This is a genomic window from Streptomyces sp. WY228 (genome assembly GCF_019287315.1).
GTDB classification, from domain to species: Bacteria; Actinomycetota; Actinomycetes; order Streptomycetales; family Streptomycetaceae; genus Streptomyces; species Streptomyces caviscabies.
Genome location: NZ_CP079114.1, coordinates 950,482 through 966,568, shown reverse-complemented (window position 1 = coordinate 966,568; position 16,087 = coordinate 950,482). Strand labels below are relative to the sequence as shown.

The 16,087-nt window shown below is 70.8% G+C and carries 15 protein-coding genes; 3 read left to right on the top strand and 12 right to left on the bottom strand.

Annotation, left to right across the window (positions count from 1 at the left end; all coding sequences use genetic code 11):
• Positions 1-6: 6 nt before the first annotated feature.
• From KV381_RS03835 to KV381_RS03805, 7 genes are all read right to left on the bottom strand, one after another.
• Positions 7-1,038, bottom strand: coding sequence for an NAD(P)-dependent oxidoreductase (locus KV381_RS03835; protein ID WP_218787172.1), 1,032 nt, complete (start codon positions 1,036-1,038; stop codon positions 7-9).
• Positions 1,039-1,123: 85 nt separating this feature from the next.
• A complete protein-coding gene (locus KV381_RS03830; RefSeq protein ID WP_030081338.1) occupies positions 1,124-1,840 on the bottom strand; it encodes a 1-acyl-sn-glycerol-3-phosphate acyltransferase in 717 nt (238 codons plus the stop codon).
• Between the two features lie 174 nt (positions 1,841-2,014).
• Complete coding sequence (locus tag KV381_RS03825; protein ID WP_032785887.1) at positions 2,015-2,173, bottom strand: hypothetical protein; 159 nt, start codon at positions 2,171-2,173, stop codon at positions 2,015-2,017.
• A 66-nt stretch (positions 2,174-2,239) separates the two neighbouring features.
• Positions 2,240-3,190, bottom strand: a complete 951-nt coding sequence (locus KV381_RS03820) for a cytochrome c oxidase assembly protein (RefSeq protein ID WP_030081340.1) — start codon at positions 3,188-3,190, stop codon at positions 2,240-2,242.
• Positions 3,191-3,301: 111 nt separating this feature from the next.
• A complete protein-coding gene (locus KV381_RS03815) occupies positions 3,302-4,327 on the bottom strand; it encodes a 6-phosphofructokinase (RefSeq protein WP_030081342.1) in 1,026 nt (341 codons plus the stop codon).
• A 174-nt stretch (positions 4,328-4,501) separates the two neighbouring features.
• A complete protein-coding gene (locus tag KV381_RS03810) occupies positions 4,502-5,230 on the bottom strand; it encodes a type 1 glutamine amidotransferase (protein WP_030081344.1) in 729 nt (242 codons plus the stop codon).
• Positions 5,231-5,264: 34 nt separating this feature from the next.
• The gene (locus tag KV381_RS03805) at positions 5,265-6,503 is read right to left on the bottom strand and encodes a MurT ligase domain-containing protein (protein ID WP_030081346.1); all 1,239 of its coding nucleotides are present in this window, start codon (positions 6,501-6,503) and stop codon (positions 5,265-5,267) included.
• Between the two features lie 114 nt (positions 6,504-6,617).
• On the opposite strand from KV381_RS03805, the gene def reads away from it, so the two are divergent.
• Positions 6,618-7,163, top strand: a complete 546-nt coding sequence (def, locus tag KV381_RS03800; protein WP_030081347.1) for a peptide deformylase — start codon at positions 6,618-6,620, stop codon at positions 7,161-7,163.
• Positions 7,164-7,223: 60 nt separating this feature from the next.
• Here def and KV381_RS03795 read toward each other — a convergent pair whose 3' ends face one another.
• Positions 7,224-7,880 carry a TetR family transcriptional regulator gene (locus KV381_RS03795; RefSeq protein ID WP_218784544.1) on the bottom strand — a complete coding sequence of 219 codons (657 nt, stop codon included), beginning with the start codon at positions 7,878-7,880 and terminating at the stop codon, positions 7,224-7,226.
• Between the two features lie 185 nt (positions 7,881-8,065).
• On the opposite strand from KV381_RS03795, the gene KV381_RS03790 reads away from it, so the two are divergent.
• Entirely contained in the window at positions 8,066-9,292 is a 1,227-nt protein-coding gene (locus KV381_RS03790) for an acyl-CoA dehydrogenase family protein (RefSeq protein ID WP_030081349.1), read from the top strand.
• Between the two features lie 57 nt (positions 9,293-9,349).
• On the opposite strand, the gene KV381_RS03785 is transcribed toward KV381_RS03790, so the two are convergent.
• From KV381_RS03785 to KV381_RS03775, 3 genes are all read right to left on the bottom strand, one after another.
• Positions 9,350-10,651 carry an extracellular solute-binding protein gene (locus tag KV381_RS03785; protein ID WP_218784541.1) on the bottom strand — a complete coding sequence of 434 codons (1,302 nt, stop codon included), beginning with the start codon at positions 10,649-10,651 and terminating at the stop codon, positions 9,350-9,352.
• Positions 10,652-10,712: 61 nt separating this feature from the next.
• Positions 10,713-11,639 carry a carbohydrate ABC transporter permease gene (locus tag KV381_RS03780; RefSeq protein WP_030081355.1) on the bottom strand — a complete coding sequence of 309 codons (927 nt, stop codon included), beginning with the start codon at positions 11,637-11,639 and terminating at the stop codon, positions 10,713-10,715.
• Positions 11,639-12,565 (bottom strand): carbohydrate ABC transporter permease, encoded by a 927-nt coding sequence (locus KV381_RS03775; RefSeq protein ID WP_030081357.1) that lies wholly within the window; start codon positions 12,563-12,565, stop codon positions 11,639-11,641. Before KV381_RS03775 ends, KV381_RS03780 begins: the two co-directional genes overlap by 1 nt.
• A 344-nt stretch (positions 12,566-12,909) precedes the next feature.
• On the opposite strand from KV381_RS03775, the gene KV381_RS03770 reads away from it, so the two are divergent.
• Positions 12,910-15,207 (top strand): FAD-dependent oxidoreductase, encoded by a 2,298-nt coding sequence (locus tag KV381_RS03770; protein ID WP_218784538.1) that lies wholly within the window; start codon positions 12,910-12,912, stop codon positions 15,205-15,207.
• 73 nt (positions 15,208-15,280) lie between these two features.
• On the opposite strand, the gene KV381_RS03765 is transcribed toward KV381_RS03770, so the two are convergent.
• Complete coding sequence (locus KV381_RS03765; protein ID WP_030623984.1) at positions 15,281-16,069, bottom strand: IclR family transcriptional regulator; 789 nt, start codon at positions 16,067-16,069, stop codon at positions 15,281-15,283.
• Positions 16,070-16,087: the final 18 nt, after the last annotated feature.

Genomic DNA, 16,087 nt, shown 5'->3' with positions numbered 1-16,087 from the left:
GACCGTTCAGCGGCGGCCCCGGTCGTACGCCGCCAGCCAGGCGTCCTCCGCCGCGTAGTCGAAGAGGCCCTCGCCGTAGTTCTTGAGCATCTTCGGGAACGCCTCCCGCCAGTCGCGCCCCGCCAGCTCCCCGGCGAGCCACTCGACCGTCTCCGGCAGCGATTCCGCATACCCCGTGACGGGCCGATACCCGAGCTGCTCTCCGGCGGCCGTCATGTCGTAGACCACCGGGTGCGCGCCGCTCCACGGGGTCTCGCCCACCTGCCCCTCGGGCGCCGGGCCGTCGATCAGTACCGTCTCCGTCTCCCGCCCGAGCACCGCGTCGATCGCCGACGCGATCTCCGCGACCGTGGGCGCCTCCGGGTCCGCCGCGTTCAGCACCCGCGATCCCGGCTTCCGGGCGGCCAGCCGGATCAGCTCCGCCGCGTTGGACACGTGCACCGGGTGGAAGCGGCACTCCCCGCCGTACGCCAGGACCCGGCGCCGCCGGCCGTCCAGCAGCCGCTTCACGAAATACAGCTCGCGCGGTGTGCGGCAGTACGGGCCGTGGACCGCGCCCGCGCGCAGCAGCGTCACCGGCAGCGCCTCGCCCGCCGCCGGCAACTCCCGCTCCAGCTGGACCTTCCGCGTCCCGTACGTGGCGTCCCCGGGCGCCACCGTGGCCTGGCTCTCCGGCAGCGGCACGGGGTAGCGCGGGAAGCCGTCCGGCTCGGCCTGGGTGTCGAAGCTGCGGCCCCGCTCGTCCTCGTACACCGCGCCGCTGGAGATCACCACGGCCGAGCCGATCCGACCGGCCAGCCCCGTCAACTGCCGGGCGTGCGCGCCGTCGAACGCCACCATGTCGACCAGCACGTCACAGCCGTCGCCCAGCGCCTTCGCCAGCGCCCCCTCCTCGTCCCGGTCGAGCGCCACCGCCCGGACCCCGGCATCCCACCCCTCGTCCCGGCCGCCGCCGCGCGAGGCCGCCGTGACCTCCCAGCCGTCGGCGGCCAGCGCGCGGACCGCGGCCCGCCCGATCTGTCCCGTCGCTCCCAGCACCCATGCGTGTCCGTTGCTCATGGAAGCGACGCTAGGGGAGCGGACCCGGCCGGACGAGGGTGCTCTGCCGGTGGCGTATTCGCGCTCAGCGTCGCAGCTTCGGGAACTTCCTCGGCGGCGCGGCCTCCTGCTCGGCCGCCTTCACCTTCGCCGCGTACTCGTCCACGTACTCCTGGCCGGAGAGCCCGAGGATCGCGTACATGATCTCGTCCGTCACCGCCCGGATCGCGGCCTTCTGGTTCTCCATGCCCGCGTAGCGGGAGAAGTCCAGCGGTTCGCCGAAGCGGATCGCGACCCGCTTGATCTTCGGCACGACCTGGCCGGGCGGCTGGATCTCGAAGGTGCCGACCATGGCACACGGGATCACCGGCACCTGCGCGGTGATCGCCATCACCGCGACCCCGACCTTGCCCTTGTAGAGCCGCCCGTCGTGCGAGCGGGTGCCCTCCGGATAGATCCCCAGCAGCTCGCCCTTGCCGAGGACGCCGAGCCCCTCGCGGATGGCCGCCTGCCCGGCGTCCTTGCCGGACCGGTCCACCGGGATCTGGCCCGCGCTGCGGAAGAAGGCGGCCGTGAGCCTGCCCTTGATCCCCGGGCCGGTGAAGTACTCCGCCTTCGCCAGGAAGGTGATCCGGCGCTTGATGATGGCCGGCATCAGGAAGTGGTCGGAGAAGGAGAGGTGGTTGCCCGCGACGATCGCCGCGCCGCCCGTGGGAATGTTCTCCAGGCCCTCGATACGGGGCCGGAACAGCAGCCGCAGCACGGGCCCCAGCACGACATACTTCAGGACGTAATAAAACACCTTGCGGGTGCACCTCGCTCTGCCGGGCCGACTCAGGACTCGTCCTACCAGGACATGATCGTGCCGGAGCCCCACCGTGTGGGGCCCCGGCGCCACCGTGCGACCGTAGCGAACCGGTCTCCCGGCTCGTACCCGCCTCCGGGCCCGTCAGGCGTGGTCACCCGCCGTGACGTTTCAGGTGTCCTGGGTGGCCAGCATGCCGAGGGTGCACAGGCCCAGCACCACCCAGCCGAACCAGAGCCAGCCGCTGCTTCCCAGCGCCACGGTGTACGCGGTCACCGCGACCAGCGCCCCGACGGTCATGTATCCCATGGTTTTCGTCGATCCGGACATGCGCGCACGCTCCTCGTCGGCCGCGCGGCCGTTGTCCCCATGGTCACCCCGTACGCGCCCTCCGCGCTACTGTCCGCGCGCCTGCAAAGACGCGAGATAGGCGTTGTACGCCGCCAGCTCCTTGTCACCGTCGCGGTCCGCGGCCCGGTCCGAGCGCCGGGCGGCACGCTGTTCGGAGTTGTACCACTGGTAGACCAGCGCGATCAGCACCAGCACCGAGGGGATCTCGCTGAACGCCCAGGCGATGCCGCCCGCCCAGTTCTGGTCGCTCAGGGCGTCGATGCCGAGCGAGGCGGGCGGATTCTCGTACGTCTTCACCATCGGCGTCGACGCCATCATCAGCGCGATCCCGAAGAACGCGTGGAACGGCATCCCGGCGAACAGCTCCAGCATCCGCATCAGATAACCGGGCCGGTGCGGACCCGGGTCCACGCCCATGATCGGCCAGAAGAAGACCAGGCCGACCGCGAGGAAGTGCACCATCATCCCGATGTGGCCGGGCTTCGAGCCCATCAGGAAGTCGAAGATCGGCGTGAAGTACAGCGCGTACAGGCTCGCGATGAACAGCGGAATCGTGAACACCGGATGCGTGATGATCTTCATGTAGCGGCTGTGCAGCAGCTTCAGCAGCAGCTCACGCGGCCCGGTCCGCCCCCGGCCGGCCGGCGGCAGCGCGCGCAGCGCCAGCGTCACCGGGGCGCCCAGCAGCAGCAGGATCGGCGACAGCATGCTGATCACCATGTGCTGCACCATGTGCACGCTGAACATGACCATGCCGTAGTCGTTGAGCTTGGTGCACATCACCAGCGCGATGCTCAGCACGCCCACCGTGAAGAACACGATCCGGTTCACCGGCCAGCCGTCCCCGCGCCGACGCAGCCGCACCACGCCGTACCCGTACAGGGCGAGCGCCAGGACGCAGCCGGTCAGGAAGAACGGGTCGGCGGAGAGCTCCAGCCCCCGCCCCAGCGTGAACGGCGGCAGATCCATGTTCATGCCGTGCCCGCTGTGATCCATCTCTTCACTCCCGATGGGGACACGTCCCCGTTTCGTGCCGGTTGTCCGGTACAGCGTAGAACTGCCCCCGGCCGCACCTGCGGCCGGGGGCAGTTCTGGACGGCGCGTCTCCTAGAGCACGCACTCCGCCTCGGCGTACCGCTCGGCCGGGACCGTCTTCAGCGTCTCGACCGCTTCCGCCAGCGGGACCATCACGATGTCGGTGCCGCGCAGCGCGGTCAGCATCCCGAACTCGCCCCGGTGCGCCGCCTCCACCGCGTGCCAGCCGAACCGGGTCGCCAGGACCCGGTCGTACGCGGTCGGCGTACCGCCGCGCTGGACATGGCCGAGGATGACCGGGCGGGCCTCCTTGCCGAGCCGCTGCTCCAGCTCGCCGGAGAGCTGCGTGGCCACCCCGGCGAACCGCTCGTGGCCGTAGATGTCCTTGACGCCCTGCTCGAACTGCATGGAGCCCGCGCGCGGCTTGGCGCCCTCGGCGACCACCACGATGGCGAACTTCTTGCCCGCCGAGAAGCGCTTGCCGACCAGCTCGGTCAGCTCGTCGATGTCGAAGGGGCGCTCGGGCACCACGATCGCGTGGGCGCCGGCGGCCATCCCGGAGTGCAGGGCGATCCAGCCGGTGTGCCGGCCCATGACCTCGACGATCAGCACCCGCTGGTGCGACTCGGCGGTCGTCTTCAGCCGGTCCAGCGCCTCGGTGGCGACGCCGACGGCGGTGTCGAAACCGAAGGTGACGTCGGTGGAGGCGATGTCGTTGTCGATGGTCTTGGGAACGCCGACGATCGGGAGACCGGCCTCGGAGAGGAGGTTCGCGGCCTTGAGGGTGCCCTCGCCGCCGATCGGGATGATGGCGTCCAGGCCGAGGTCCGCGACATGGCCGCGGGCCCGCTCCACACCGTCGCGCAGATGCGCGGGCTGGACGCGGGAGGAGCCGAGGATCGTGCCGCCGCGGGCCAGGATGCCGCCGACCGCGTCAAGGTCGAGCTTGCGGTAGTCGCACTCCAGCAGGCCCTTCCAGCCGTCGTGGAAACCGATGACCTCGTCGCCGTGGTCCACCACCGCGCGGTGCACGACGGAACGGATGACGGCGTTGAGGCCGGGGCAGTCGCCGCCGGAGGTGAGTACGCCAATGCGCATGGCCCGAAAACCTTTGCAACGTGGGTCGACGACCGGACCACGTCGTCCGGTTGGATCCCCGCCACCCTACCGGCGCAGGGTGGCGGGACCGAACCGGCCGTCCGACTGCTGGACTCCGCTCAGGCGAGCGGAAAACACCTCAGGCGGACACCGCTCAGGCGAGCGGAAAGTGCCTCAGGCGGGCTGGGTCGCCGAGGTGATCCGCTCGGCGCGCAGCGCCTCGTACCAGCGGTCGTCGGTGGGCGGCAGCGCGTTCACGTCGAGGGCCAGCTTGAGCAGCAGATCGGCGATCTGCGGGTTGCGGGCCATCACCGGACCGTGCATGTACGTCCCGAAGACCGTGTCGTTGTACGCGCCCTCCGTGCCGTCCCCGGTGCCGTTGCCCCGGCCGAGCTGGACCCGCGCGAACGGCCGTGCTGTCGGGCCGAGATGGGTGACGCCCTGGTGGTTCTCGAACCCGGTCAGCGGCGGCAGCGCCAGCTGCGGGTCGATGTCCGCCAGTACGTCGCCGACGCACCGCGCGCCCTCGCCCCGGGTGGAGACCACGTCGAGCAGACCGAGACCCTGCTCGCGCTCGCCGAGGTCGTTGACGAACTCGTGCCCGAGGATCTGGTAGCCCGCGCAGACCGAGAAGATGATCGCGCCGTTGGACGCGGCGCGGCTCAGCCCGCCGTCGCGGCGCAGCCGCTCCGCCGCGAGGCGCTGCGGCCGGTCCTCGCCGCCGCCGATCAGATAGATGTCGCCGGACGTCGGCACCGGCTGGTCGCTGCGCACGTCGACGCGCTGCACGTCCAGACCGCGCTGCCGGGCCCGCCGCTCCACGACCAGGGCGTTGCCCTGGTCGCCGTAGGTGCTGAGCAGGTCGGGGTAGACCCAGACCAGACGCAGACCGTTGTTGCTCATGCTTCGTCCTCTCCGGAGGTGGCCGGGGCCGGGGTCAGTTGCCGACACGACGGCGCAGGTCCTGGAAGGCGGTGTAGTTGGCGATGACCTCGATACGGCCGGGCGGGGCGTACTGCACGGCCTCGTCGAGCGTCTCGCAGACCCGGAAGTCGAGACCGGCCACTTCGAGGCGGACCGCGAGGTCCAGCTTCCGGTCGCCGAGCACGAAGATCGGGTGGCCCGCCAGCTGGGTGTAGTCCACGTCCCACAGCCAGGAGGTGTCCGTGCCGTCCGCGCCGCGCGCGTTCACCGAGAGGATCACCGGCGTCGGCGGCGGGTCGATCAGCGAGAACGTCTCCAGCCAGCCGGCCGGGTTCTTCGCGAGCAGCAGGCGCAGCTCACGGTTCTGGAAGGTGACGACGTCGTACCGTCCGGCCACCGCCTGCACCTGGTACATCCGCTCCAGCGCGACCTGCGGCGGCACCCCGAAGACGGCGGCCACGGCGGCCGAGCTGGCGGCGTTCGCCTTGTTCGCGCGGCCCGGCAGCTGGAGGTGGATCGGCCAGGCCGAACCGTGCGGGTCCAGGACGTAGTCGCCGTTGAGCGCCCAGCTCGGGGCGGGCCGGCGGAAGCCGCACTGCCCGCAGAACCAGTCGTCGCCCGGGCGCTGCATCACACCGCCGCAGGACGGGCAGGACCAGGCGTCGTCCTTCCACGCCTGGCCGGCCGCCACCCACACCACATTGGCCGAGGAGGAGGCCGCCCAGACGACCAGCGGGTCGTCGGCGTTGGCGATGATCACGGCCTTCGAGCCGGAGAGGCCCTCGCGCCAGTGCTCGGCCATCATCCGGGTCTCCGCCGCGCGGTCCAGCTGGTCGCGGGAGAGGTTGAGCAGCGCGATGGCCTTGGGCGTGGTGTCCCGGGCCACCCCCGCCAGATACTTCTCGTCGACCTCGATCACACCGAACTTCGCGTCCGAGCCGCCGGCCAGCGCCGAGGTGATGCCCGCGGGCATGTTCGCGCCGAGCGCGTTCGACACGACGGGCCCGGCGGCCCGCAGCGCCTCGGCGATCAGCCGGGTGGTGGTCGTCTTGCCGTTCGTCGCCGACACGAGGATCACGTCCAGGTGCTGCGCCAGTCGCCCCAGCAGGTCGGGGTCGAGTTTGAGCGCCACCCGGCCGCCGATCACCGATCCGCTGCCCCGCCCCGCGGCGCGTGACACCGCCGCCGCGGCCTTGCCCGCCGTCACGGCCAGTTTGGCCCGCGGCGACAACGGCTCCGTGTTGCCTGCCATCGTCCTAGATCCTCCTTGCATCGGTCCGCGCCCAGCCTATCGATGTCCGGCGCTGCGACGGCACCGCGGCACCACGCGAACTCACCGGCCCCGGCGGAACGTACGCTTGCCGCCATGCGAAACCGCCCGATCCCCGGCAGTTCCGGACTCGTCCGTGAGATGAGTCTGCTCGGCGACCCGTTGCTCCACCGTGCCTGCGAGGACGTCACGGACTTCGGCCCGTCGCTCGCGAGGCTGGTCGAGGACATGTTCGCCACGATGTACGCCGCACAGGGTGTCGGGCTCGCCGCCAACCAGATCGGCGTCCCGCTCAAGGTGTTCGTCTACGACTGCCCGGACGACGACGATGTCCGCCATCTGGGACACGTGGTCAATCCCGAGCTGGTCGAGGCGGACGGACTCACCGTACGCGGACCGGAGGGCTGTCTGTCACTTCCCGGTCTGGAAGCGGGCACGGAACGCTTCGACCACGCGGTCGTCGAGGGGCTGACGATGACCGGTGAGCCGGTCCGGATCGCCGGGACGGGATGGTTCGCCCGGTGCCTCCAGCACGAGTGCGACCACCTGGAGGGCCGGGTCTACACCGACCGGCTGACCGGGCTGCGGCGTACCCGGGCGCTGCGGGCGGCGCGCCGGGCGTCCTGGGCGCGCAAGGACTGAGAGCCCGCTCGGAACAGCCGGTCGGAACAGCCGGTCGGAACAGCCGGTCGGAACGGCCGGTCAGAACCCGGGGCCGCCCTGGAGGTCGCCCACCTCCGCGAGCCTGCCCCACAGCAGATCGGCGAGGCTGCTCACCAGCCGTTCGCGGGAGCAGGGCCGGTCGGCGAGCCACCAGTCGCCCGCCGCGTGCATCATGCCGACGATCCCGTGGCCCCAGATGCGAGCCATCTGCTCGCTGTCCGGGCCCAGGTCGACCCGCTCGACGATCACCTGGCCCAGCTCCTCGCCGAGGCGGCGCAGCAGCGGGGCGGAGTGCCGGCCGACGTCGAAGCCCTGCTCGGGGGAGGGGGCGGCGTCGGCTCCGTCGGCGGGGTGCATCAGGAAGCGGTAGACCTGCGGGCGGGCCTCGATCGCGGCGAGATAGGTGTCGAGCGTGGACTCCACCCGCTTGCGGCGGTCGGCGGGCGCGTCCAGGGCGGCCCGCAGGGCGCTGAGCAGTGCGTCGGTGTGGCGCTTGGCGAGGGCGCGGTAGAGGCCGCCCTTGTCGCCGAAGTGGCGGTAGAGGATGGGTTTGGTGATTCCGGCCTCGGCGGCGATGGCGTTCATCGAGGCCTGCGGTCCGTCCCTGAGCACCACCCGGTCCGCCGCTTCCAGCAACTCGCGGCGACGGCGCTCGGCCGCGGTCCGCTGTCGCTCGGCGCTTCGTGCGGTCTCCATGTCGTCTCTCCCACCCCTGGCCGCGCGATGCCGTCGCACCGCTCTTGCACGCCCGCGCAACGTAACACTCCGCGGGGCGGGTGCTTGATCGGCTCCGAGGCGGTTGACAGTGCCTACTTGCCAGTAACAGACTGTGGTTACCGCAAGTAACGCACGGATTCTCGCCGCAGTGCCTGGAGGGGAACATGGCCGAGTTCACGCTTGAGCTCAACGACGACCAGAAGCAGGTCAAGGAGTGGCTCCACGGCTTCGCGGCGGATGTCATCCGCCCCGCCGCCGCGGAGTGGGACGAGCGTGAGGAGACGCCCTGGCCCGTCATCCAGGAAGCGGCCAAGGTCGGCATCTACTCGCTCGACTTCTACGCCCAGCAGTTCTTCGACCCTACGGGGCTCGGCATCCCCATGGCCATGGAAGAGCTCTTCTGGGGCGACGCGGGCATCGCCCTGTCGATCGTCGGTACGGGCCTGGCGGCCGTCGGCGTCCTCGCCAACGGCACCGAGGAGCAGATCGGCACCTGGATCCCGCAGATGTACGGCGACGCCGACGACGTGAAGGTCGCCGCCTTCTGCTCCTCCGAGCCCGACGCCGGATCGGACGTCGCCTCGATGCGCACCCGGGCCGTCTACGACGAGGCCAAGGACGAGTGGGTCCTCAACGGCACCAAGACCTGGGCGACCAACGGCGGCATAGCCAACGTCCACGTCGTCGTCGCCGTCGTCGACCCCGACATCGGCTCCAAGGGCCACGCCTCCTTCATCGTGCCGCCGAACACCCCCGGCCTCTCCCAGGGCCAGAAGTTCAAGAAGCACGGCATCCGCGCCTCGCACACCGCCGAGGTGGTCCTGGAGGACGTCCGCGTCCCCGGCCACTGCCTGCTCGGCGGCAAGGAGAAGCTCGACGAGCGCCTCGCCCGCGCCCGGGAGCGCGCGAAGGCCGGCGGCGAGCGGGTCAAGAACGCGGCCATGGCCACCTTCGAGGCCTCCCGCCCGGCCGTCGGCGCGATGGCCGTCGGCACCGCCCGCGCCGCCTACGAGGTCGCCCTCGACTACGCGAAGACCCGCAGCCAGTTCGGCCGCCCGATCATCGACAACCAGGGCATCGCCTTCCAGCTCGCCGACATGCGCACCCGCATCGACGCGGCCCGGCTGCTGGTCTGGCGCGCCTCCTGGATGGCCACCACCGGCAAGCCGTTCACCTCCGCCGAGGGCTCCATGTCGAAGCTCTACGCGAGCGAGACCGCCCGGGACGTCACCGCGCAGGCCATCCAGATCCTCGGCGGCAACGGCTTCACCCGCGAGTACCCGGTCGAGCGCATGCACCGCGACGCGGCCATCTACACCATCTTCGAGGGCACCAGCGAGATCCAGCGCCTGGTGATCGCCCGCACGCTCTCGGGCATGCCGATCCGCTAGACCCGGTACGTACAGGGCTGAGCCGCCGCTCCCGCCAGGGGGAGCGGCGGCCCGGGCTCAGCGCTTGATGAGCGCGGTCACCTCCTCGCGGGCCTCCTTCATCGCGTCCTTCGGCTTCTCCCTGCCGACGAGGACGGCCTGCACGTGCTTGGCGACGGCCTCGTCGATCTGCGTGCTCTGGGCGAACTGCCAGAAGGGGCTGCCGGTCGCGGTCCGAGTGATCTTCTCGGTCCACTCCGTGGTGAAGGTGTCCTTGGCGACCTCCGGCGCGGCCAGCCCCGCGGTGGTGGACGGAGGCAGCGCGCGGGCCGCGAAGTACTCGGAGGTGGTGGTCCGGTCGGTCGTCGTGTGCAGCGCGAACTCGGTCGCCGCGTCCTGGCCCTTGCCCTTCACGATCGCGATCACCCCGCCCCACAGCAGTGCCTGCGGGGTGTCTCCGGCCTTGAGCACCGGACGTTCCACCGGCTGCATGGCGGCGGCCAGCGTCTTGTCCTTGGACTGGGCCGACGTCACGCCCTTGCCGATGATCGCGTCGTCGTAGAAGGCGGCCTTGCCCTGGCCGAACAGGGCCCGTGCGTCGAAGCGGTCCACGTCGGCGGCGATCAGCTTCGCGTCGTGCAGCTTCTTGTACCAGGCGACCGCGTCGACCGAGGCGTCGTCGCCGATCGTCACCTTCCCGCCCTCGCACAGCGTGCAGCCGAAGGTCTGCATCCACGGGAAGATGTCCTTGAGCTGCGCGACCTTGGTGGCGGCGGCGTACGGCACGACACCGCCGCCGAGCCCCTTCAGCTCCCGCAGCGCGTCCTCGAACTCCTCGACGGTGACCGGGTGCTTCTCGATCCCGGCCTTCTTCAGCAGCTTGGAGTTGGCGATCACCCCGATCGACCCGATGTTCCACGGCAGTCCGTACTGCGTGCCGTCGTAGACGCCGCTCTTCAGCGCCACGTCCGTGTAGCCGCCCCCGGCGGCCGCCGGACCGACGTCGGCCAGTCTGCCCATCTGCGCGATCGCCGCGAGCCAGGCGATGTCGAGGTGCACCGCGCCCGTGGTCTCCCCGCCGCCCAGCTTGAGCGTGAGCTGGCTGAGGTATTCGTTGTACGGATAGGAGACCGCGCGGATGCTCGACTTCTCGGCCTTCTCCCACGCCTTGATGATCTTCTCGATCGAGGGCTTGGCGGCCTCTTCGTTGAGCGACCAGGAGGTGAAGTCGAAGTTCTTGGACTTCGGGTCGCCGCCGCCTGCGGGGGTGCCGGCGCCGGACGGCGCACAGGCGCCGAGCACACCGGCGCTCGCTACGCCGAGCGCGCCGATGCCGAACATGCGCAGCGCGCCGCGCCGGCTGATGCCAGAGGTGGTCATGGTCTCTCCATGGGGCAGTGGACGGGAGGGGAAGCGGATGGGGCGGAACGGTCCCGCCGGTTCAGCTCTTGACCGAACCGGCGGTCATGCCGCCGACGAGGTAGCGCTGAAGGAACATGAAGGCGACGATCACCGGGACCGACACCACGAGCGAGGCCGCCATCAGCTGGGGCCAGGCCGTCTGGAACTCGCCGATGTAGGTGGAGACGAGCCCGGGGGGCAGCGTCTGCTTCTCCTTGTCGGCCAGGGTCAGCGCGAAGATGAAGTCGTTCCAGCCGCGTACGAAGGCGAAGAGCCCGGCGGCGATCATGCCCGGAGCGGCCAGCGGCGCCACGATCGAGTGCAGCGTCCGCCACCGGGACGCGCCGTCGATGCTGGCGGCCTCCAGCAGGGCGTCCGGCACCGTGTCGAAGATCCCCTTCAGCATCCAGACGCACAACGGCATCGTGAACGTGGTGAAGGAGAGGACCAGCGCCGTGTACGTGTTGAGCATGCCGAAGCTGGAGAAGACGGCGTACAGCGTCACCAGCAGAAGGGCCTGGGGGAACATCTGGGAGGCCAGCACCATGTGCATCAGCGACTTCCGCCCCCGGTAGCGGAACTTGGAGAACGAGTAGCCCATGTACGTGGCGACGACCACGCTCAGCACGGCGGTGATCGAGGCCACGATCAGCGAGTTGACCATGTAGGAGATCAGCTGGTCGTTCTCGGCCAGGGCCGTGAAGTTGCCGAGGGTGAGATCGGTGGGGATCAGCTTCGGCGGGAACTGGAAGGTCGCATCGGGGGTGCTCAGCGCGGTGGCGAGCAGCCAGTAGACCGGCAGCAGTCCGAAGGCGCCGATGACGACGACCGCGCTCCACGCGGCGACGCGCGAGCGCAGCAGGTCCTTGCGGACACGGCGCCGGGGTGCGGGGCCGGGCCGCGCGGCGGGCGGTCGCGGCCGGTCGGTCACGGGCGGCGGGGTGGGGGTGGTGGACGTGGTGCTCATCAGGCGTCGCCCTTCCGCTCGGTGATCCTGAGGTAGACGACGACGAGGAGGAGCAGGAGCACCATCCACAGTCCGCCGAGCGCGGTGGCCCGGCCGATGTCGAAACCGCTGAACGCGGTCTGGTAGACGGCGGTCGCGAACGTCTCCGTGGTGCCGGCGGGGCCGCCGCCGGTGAGCACGTAGATGGTGTCGAAGTGCTGGAAGTTCCAGATGAACTCCAGCAGGAGCACGATCGAGGCGACCCCCCGGACCTGCGGCCAGGTGACGGCGAAGAACCGCCGGATCGCGCCCGCCCCGTCCATCGAGGCCGCTTCGTGCAGTTCCTTGGGCACGGTCTGCAGACCGGCCAGGAGCATCACCATCATCCAGGGGAAGCTGGCCCAGGTCTTGGTGACGATGACGGCGAGCATCGCGGTGCCGGGCCGGCCGAGCCAGGCCACCGACTCCTCGATGATCCCGGCCTGGACGAGGACGCCGTTGAGCACGCCGTAGTTCGCGTTGAAGATCCACATCCAGAGGAAGGAGACCACCACGCCCGGGATCACCCAGGGGAACAGGAACACCCCGCGCAGGAATCCGCTGCCCCTGATGCCGGTGTTGAGGGCGAGCGCGAGGGCGAAGCCGACGGCGAAGGGGGCGAGCGTCGCGCCGACGGTGAAGACCAGCGTCTGTTCGAGAATGGTGAACAGGTCGCCGTTCAGCCAGTACGCGAAGTTGTCCAGGCCGACGAACTCCCGGCCCGGCAGGCGCAGGTCCTGCCGGAAGAAGCCGGTGAACAGGGCGGACAGCAGCGGATAGAAGATGATCGCCGCGAAGAGGGCGATTCCCGGAGCGGTGAGCAGCAGGGCGAACGCACCGTCGGACAGTCGCGCCCCTGTCCGCCTGCGGGGCGGAGGAGCCTTCTGGGGAGGTGCGGCCGTACTCATGGGTCTGTCCTCTCGAACGGTGGCGGGAGCGCCGGGGCCCTGTGCGTGAACGCCGTCCCAGCTTCACTGAACACAAGTTGCAACATGCGGGATCGTTCTCCATATAGTGCGACGGAGTCAACCCTTTGGGGCGATTGGTCACCGGTTCCGTGTGGCCCCGGTGAACAGCTCTGATCTGTGGTGAGCGCGCCCTTCGGTGCGCGACGGCCCGGTCGGCGGCCGCAACCGGAACTTACAGCCAATCCCACTGACTGAACAGTGGTTGCACAATATGGATGTGATGTACGTTCGAGTTCTCCGCCATGGCGGGGAGTACCCGAGCTTCACACCAAGGAGGCCGCATCGTGCGGGAAGAAGAGGGCCACTACGACATCGCCGTGATCGGCGGTGGACTGGCCGGAACCTGCGCGGCCATCGCCGCGGCCCGGCTCGGCCGGCGCGTCGCCCTGGTCAACAACCGGCCCGTACTCGGCGGCAACGCCAGCAGCGAGATCCGCGTCTGGGTCTGCGGCGCCACCGCACACGGCGTGCACCGCTGGGCCCGCGAGACGGGGATCATGGGCGAGCTGTACACGGAGAACCAGTACCGCAACCCCGAGGGCAACCCGTACTACTGGGACCAGGTCGTCCTCGACGCCGTCCGTGCCGAACCGAACATCGACCTCTTCCTCAACACCGATGTGCGCGAGGTCGAGGCGAGCGGCCCCGACGACCGCCGTGAGGTGCACTCCTGCACCGGCTGGATGATGGGCTCGGAGCGCCGCATCACCTTCCGCGCGCGCCAGTTCCTCGACTGCACCGGAGACGGTCTGCTCGGCCATCTCGCCGGCGCCCGTTACCGCACGGGCCGTGAGGGGCGGCCGGAGTTCGACGAGCCCTGGGCGCCGCCGGAGGCGGACGACGCGCTCCTCGGCTCGACGATCCTCTTCCACACCAAGGATCTGGGCCGGCCGGTGAAGTTCGTGCCGCCCGCCCACGCCAAGGACCTCTCGGACACGCCCATCCTGCGCAACCGCGTCCTGCGCACCGGGGACAACGGCTGCGACTACTGGTGGATCGAGTGGGGCGGCGAACTCGACACCGTCCACGACAACGAGCGCATCCGCGATGAACTCCAGTCCGTGATCATGGGGATCTGGGACCACATCAAGAACTCCGGCCGGTTCCCGGACGCGGCCGACCTCACCCTGGAGTGGGTCGGCAGCCTCCCCGGCAAGCGGGAGTACCGGCGCTTCCTCGGCGACCACGTCCTCACCCAGCAGGACATCCTCCAGCAGCGCCGGTTCGAGGACCGGGTGGCCTTCGGCGGCTGGTCCGTCGACCTCCACCCCGTCCAGGGCATGTACGCCGACGAGCCCGGCGCACGCCAGCGGTACGCGGACGGCATCTTCCACATCCCGCTGCGCTCCCTGTACTCGGCGAACGTGACGAACCTGCACTTCGCCGGGCGCAACATCTCCGCCACCCACATCGCCTTCGGGGCCACCCGCGTCATGGCCACCTGCGCGACGCTCGGCGAGGCCGCGGGCACCGCCGCGGCCCTGTGCGTCGCCGAGGGCCTCACCCCGAGGCAACTGGCCACCGAACGCCCGGACCTGGTGCACCGCACGCTGCTGCGCCAGGACGCCTCCGTGATCGGCCTCGCCGACGAGGACCCCGACAACCTGGCGCTCACCGCCCGGGTCAGCGCCTCCTCCAGCCTGACCCGGCTGGCCGCCGAGCCGACGGCGGCCGCACCCGGAACCCCGTACCCCCTCACCCGTGACCTCGCCCTCCTGCTGCCCGTCGACCCCGCCCTGGACACGGTCGACCTCCTCGTCCACGGAGCCCCGGACGGCACGTCCCGGGAACTCACCGTGGAGCTGTGGGGGACCGGCCGCGCCGAGAACGCCGTCCCGGCCGACCACCTCCTCACCACCGCGGTCGCGGTCCCGCCCGGCGGCCCCCACTGGGTCACGGTCCGCCTCGACCACCGTCCCGAGACCTCCGGCAACGCGATCCTCCTCGTCCGGGCCTGCGCCGACACGGCCCTGACCCTGCTGCCCGAGCGCACCGACGGAGTCCTCGCGCTGCGCCGGAAGGCCGAGGGGGACGCCGCCGTCGACCACGACATCCCGGAGGAGGACGGGCAGCCTGTGCTGGAATGGCAGGCCCGCGGCCTGCGCCGGCAGACCTTCGCCTTCCGGGCCGCACCCGACACCGCCGCGTTCGGCCCCGCCCGGGCCGTGGGCGGGTACCAACGCCCCTACGGCGGACCGCACATGTGGTCCTCCGGGCCGGCCGGCGAAGCGGAGTGGCTCCGTCTCGACTGGGACGCCGAGCAGGACGTCACCGAGGTCCGCCTGGTGTTCGACGACGACGTGGACGAGTACCTCAACAACCTGCACCGCCACCGCACCCCGTACGAGGTCATGCCGGAGCTGGTACGGGACTACCGCCTTCAGGCGTGCGACGCCGCCGGCGACTGGCACACGCTGCTCACGGTGACGGAGAACCGGCGCCGCCACCGGGTGCACCCGGTGCGGACCGCGGACGGCGGCCCCGTACGCACCGCCGCGCTGCGGCTCGTGGTCGACGCGACGCACGGGGCACGGCACGCGCACGTGGTCGCCTTCAAGGCGTACGGCGACCGCACGGACTGACCGGCGCGGTCCGCGGGACGACGAAGGGCCGGTGGGAACCGAGCGGTTCCCACCGGCCCTTCGCCATGGCCGCTCAGAGCGCGCCGAGCGCCTGACTGATGGCGTCGGCGGCCTCGATGACCTCGCGCACCAGGGCGAGGCGCTCCTCCTCGGCGTCGGCGCGCTCGCCGAGCAGCGAGGTCGGACCCCACAGCGAGATGGCCGCGACGATGTCGCCCGAGGCGTCGCGGACGGGTGCGGCCAGCGACGCGCGGCCGAGCGCCCGCTCCTCCGCCTCGACGGCGTAACCGGTGCGCCGCACGGTGTCGATCTCCTCGTCGAGGAGGTCGTGGCTGGTGGTCGTGTACTCGGTGTGCGCCGGGAGAGGATCCCCGAGCAGCTTGCGGCGCTCCTTGGGGGCGAGAGCGGTGAGCAGGCACTTGCCGATGCTCGTGGCGTGCAGCGGGGCGGTGTGTCCGCCCTGGGTGTACGACTTGGGGGCGCGAGCGCCCTCGAAGTTGCACAGGAACATCAGCTCGCCGTCCCGGCGCACGGCCACATTGGCCCCCAGGCCGGTGCGGGTGGCGAGGTCCTGGAGCACCATCCGCGCGGCCCGGTGCACGGGATGGCGGTTGGTGGCGGTGGCGGCCAGCGGGAGGATGCCGAGGCTGAGCCGGTAGAGGTTGCTGACCGGATCGCGTTCGACCATGTCGAGGCGTTCCAGGGTGGACAGCAGGCGTGAGGTGGTCGACGAGCCCAGCCCGGTGAGCTCGGCGACGTCGGAGACGCGTAGCTCGGGCCGGCCGGAGTCGAGTGCGCGCAGTACGGAGACCGCTCGTTCGACGCTCTGGTTCGTTCCGGCGTCAGTAGCCCGGCTAGCCATGGCCCTCCCTCTTTCTGC

Bases quoted from the DNA above. Each gene is read 5' to 3' on its own strand.
- KV381_RS03825 (WP_032785887.1), bottom strand. From the start codon at position 2,173: ATGTCCGGATCGACGAAAACCATGGGATACATGACCGTCGGGGCGCTG.
- KV381_RS03820 (WP_030081340.1), bottom strand. From the start codon at position 3,190: ATGGATCACAGCGGGCACGGCATGAACATGGATCTGCCGCCGTTCACG.
- KV381_RS03815 (WP_030081342.1), bottom strand. From the start codon at position 4,327: ATGCGCATTGGCGTACTCACCTCCGGCGGCGACTGCCCCGGCCTCAAC.
- KV381_RS03810 (WP_030081344.1), bottom strand. From the start codon at position 5,230: ATGAGCAACAACGGTCTGCGTCTGGTCTGGGTCTACCCCGACCTGCTC.
- KV381_RS03805 (WP_030081346.1), bottom strand. From the start codon at position 6,503: ATGGCAGGCAACACGGAGCCGTTGTCGCCGCGGGCCAAACTGGCCGTG.
- def (WP_030081347.1), top strand. From the start codon at position 6,618: ATGCGAAACCGCCCGATCCCCGGCAGTTCCGGACTCGTCCGTGAGATG.
- KV381_RS03795 (WP_218784544.1), bottom strand. From the start codon at position 7,880: ATGGAGACCGCACGAAGCGCCGAGCGACAGCGGACCGCGGCCGAGCGC.
- KV381_RS03790 (WP_030081349.1), top strand. From the start codon at position 8,066: ATGGCCGAGTTCACGCTTGAGCTCAACGACGACCAGAAGCAGGTCAAG.
- KV381_RS03785 (WP_218784541.1), bottom strand. From the start codon at position 10,651: ATGACCACCTCTGGCATCAGCCGGCGCGGCGCGCTGCGCATGTTCGGC.
- KV381_RS03780 (WP_030081355.1), bottom strand. From the start codon at position 11,639: ATGAGCACCACGTCCACCACCCCCACCCCGCCGCCCGTGACCGACCGG.
- KV381_RS03775 (WP_030081357.1), bottom strand. From the start codon at position 12,565: ATGAGTACGGCCGCACCTCCCCAGAAGGCTCCTCCGCCCCGCAGGCGG.
- KV381_RS03765 (WP_030623984.1), bottom strand. From the start codon at position 16,069: ATGGCTAGCCGGGCTACTGACGCCGGAACGAACCAGAGCGTCGAACGA.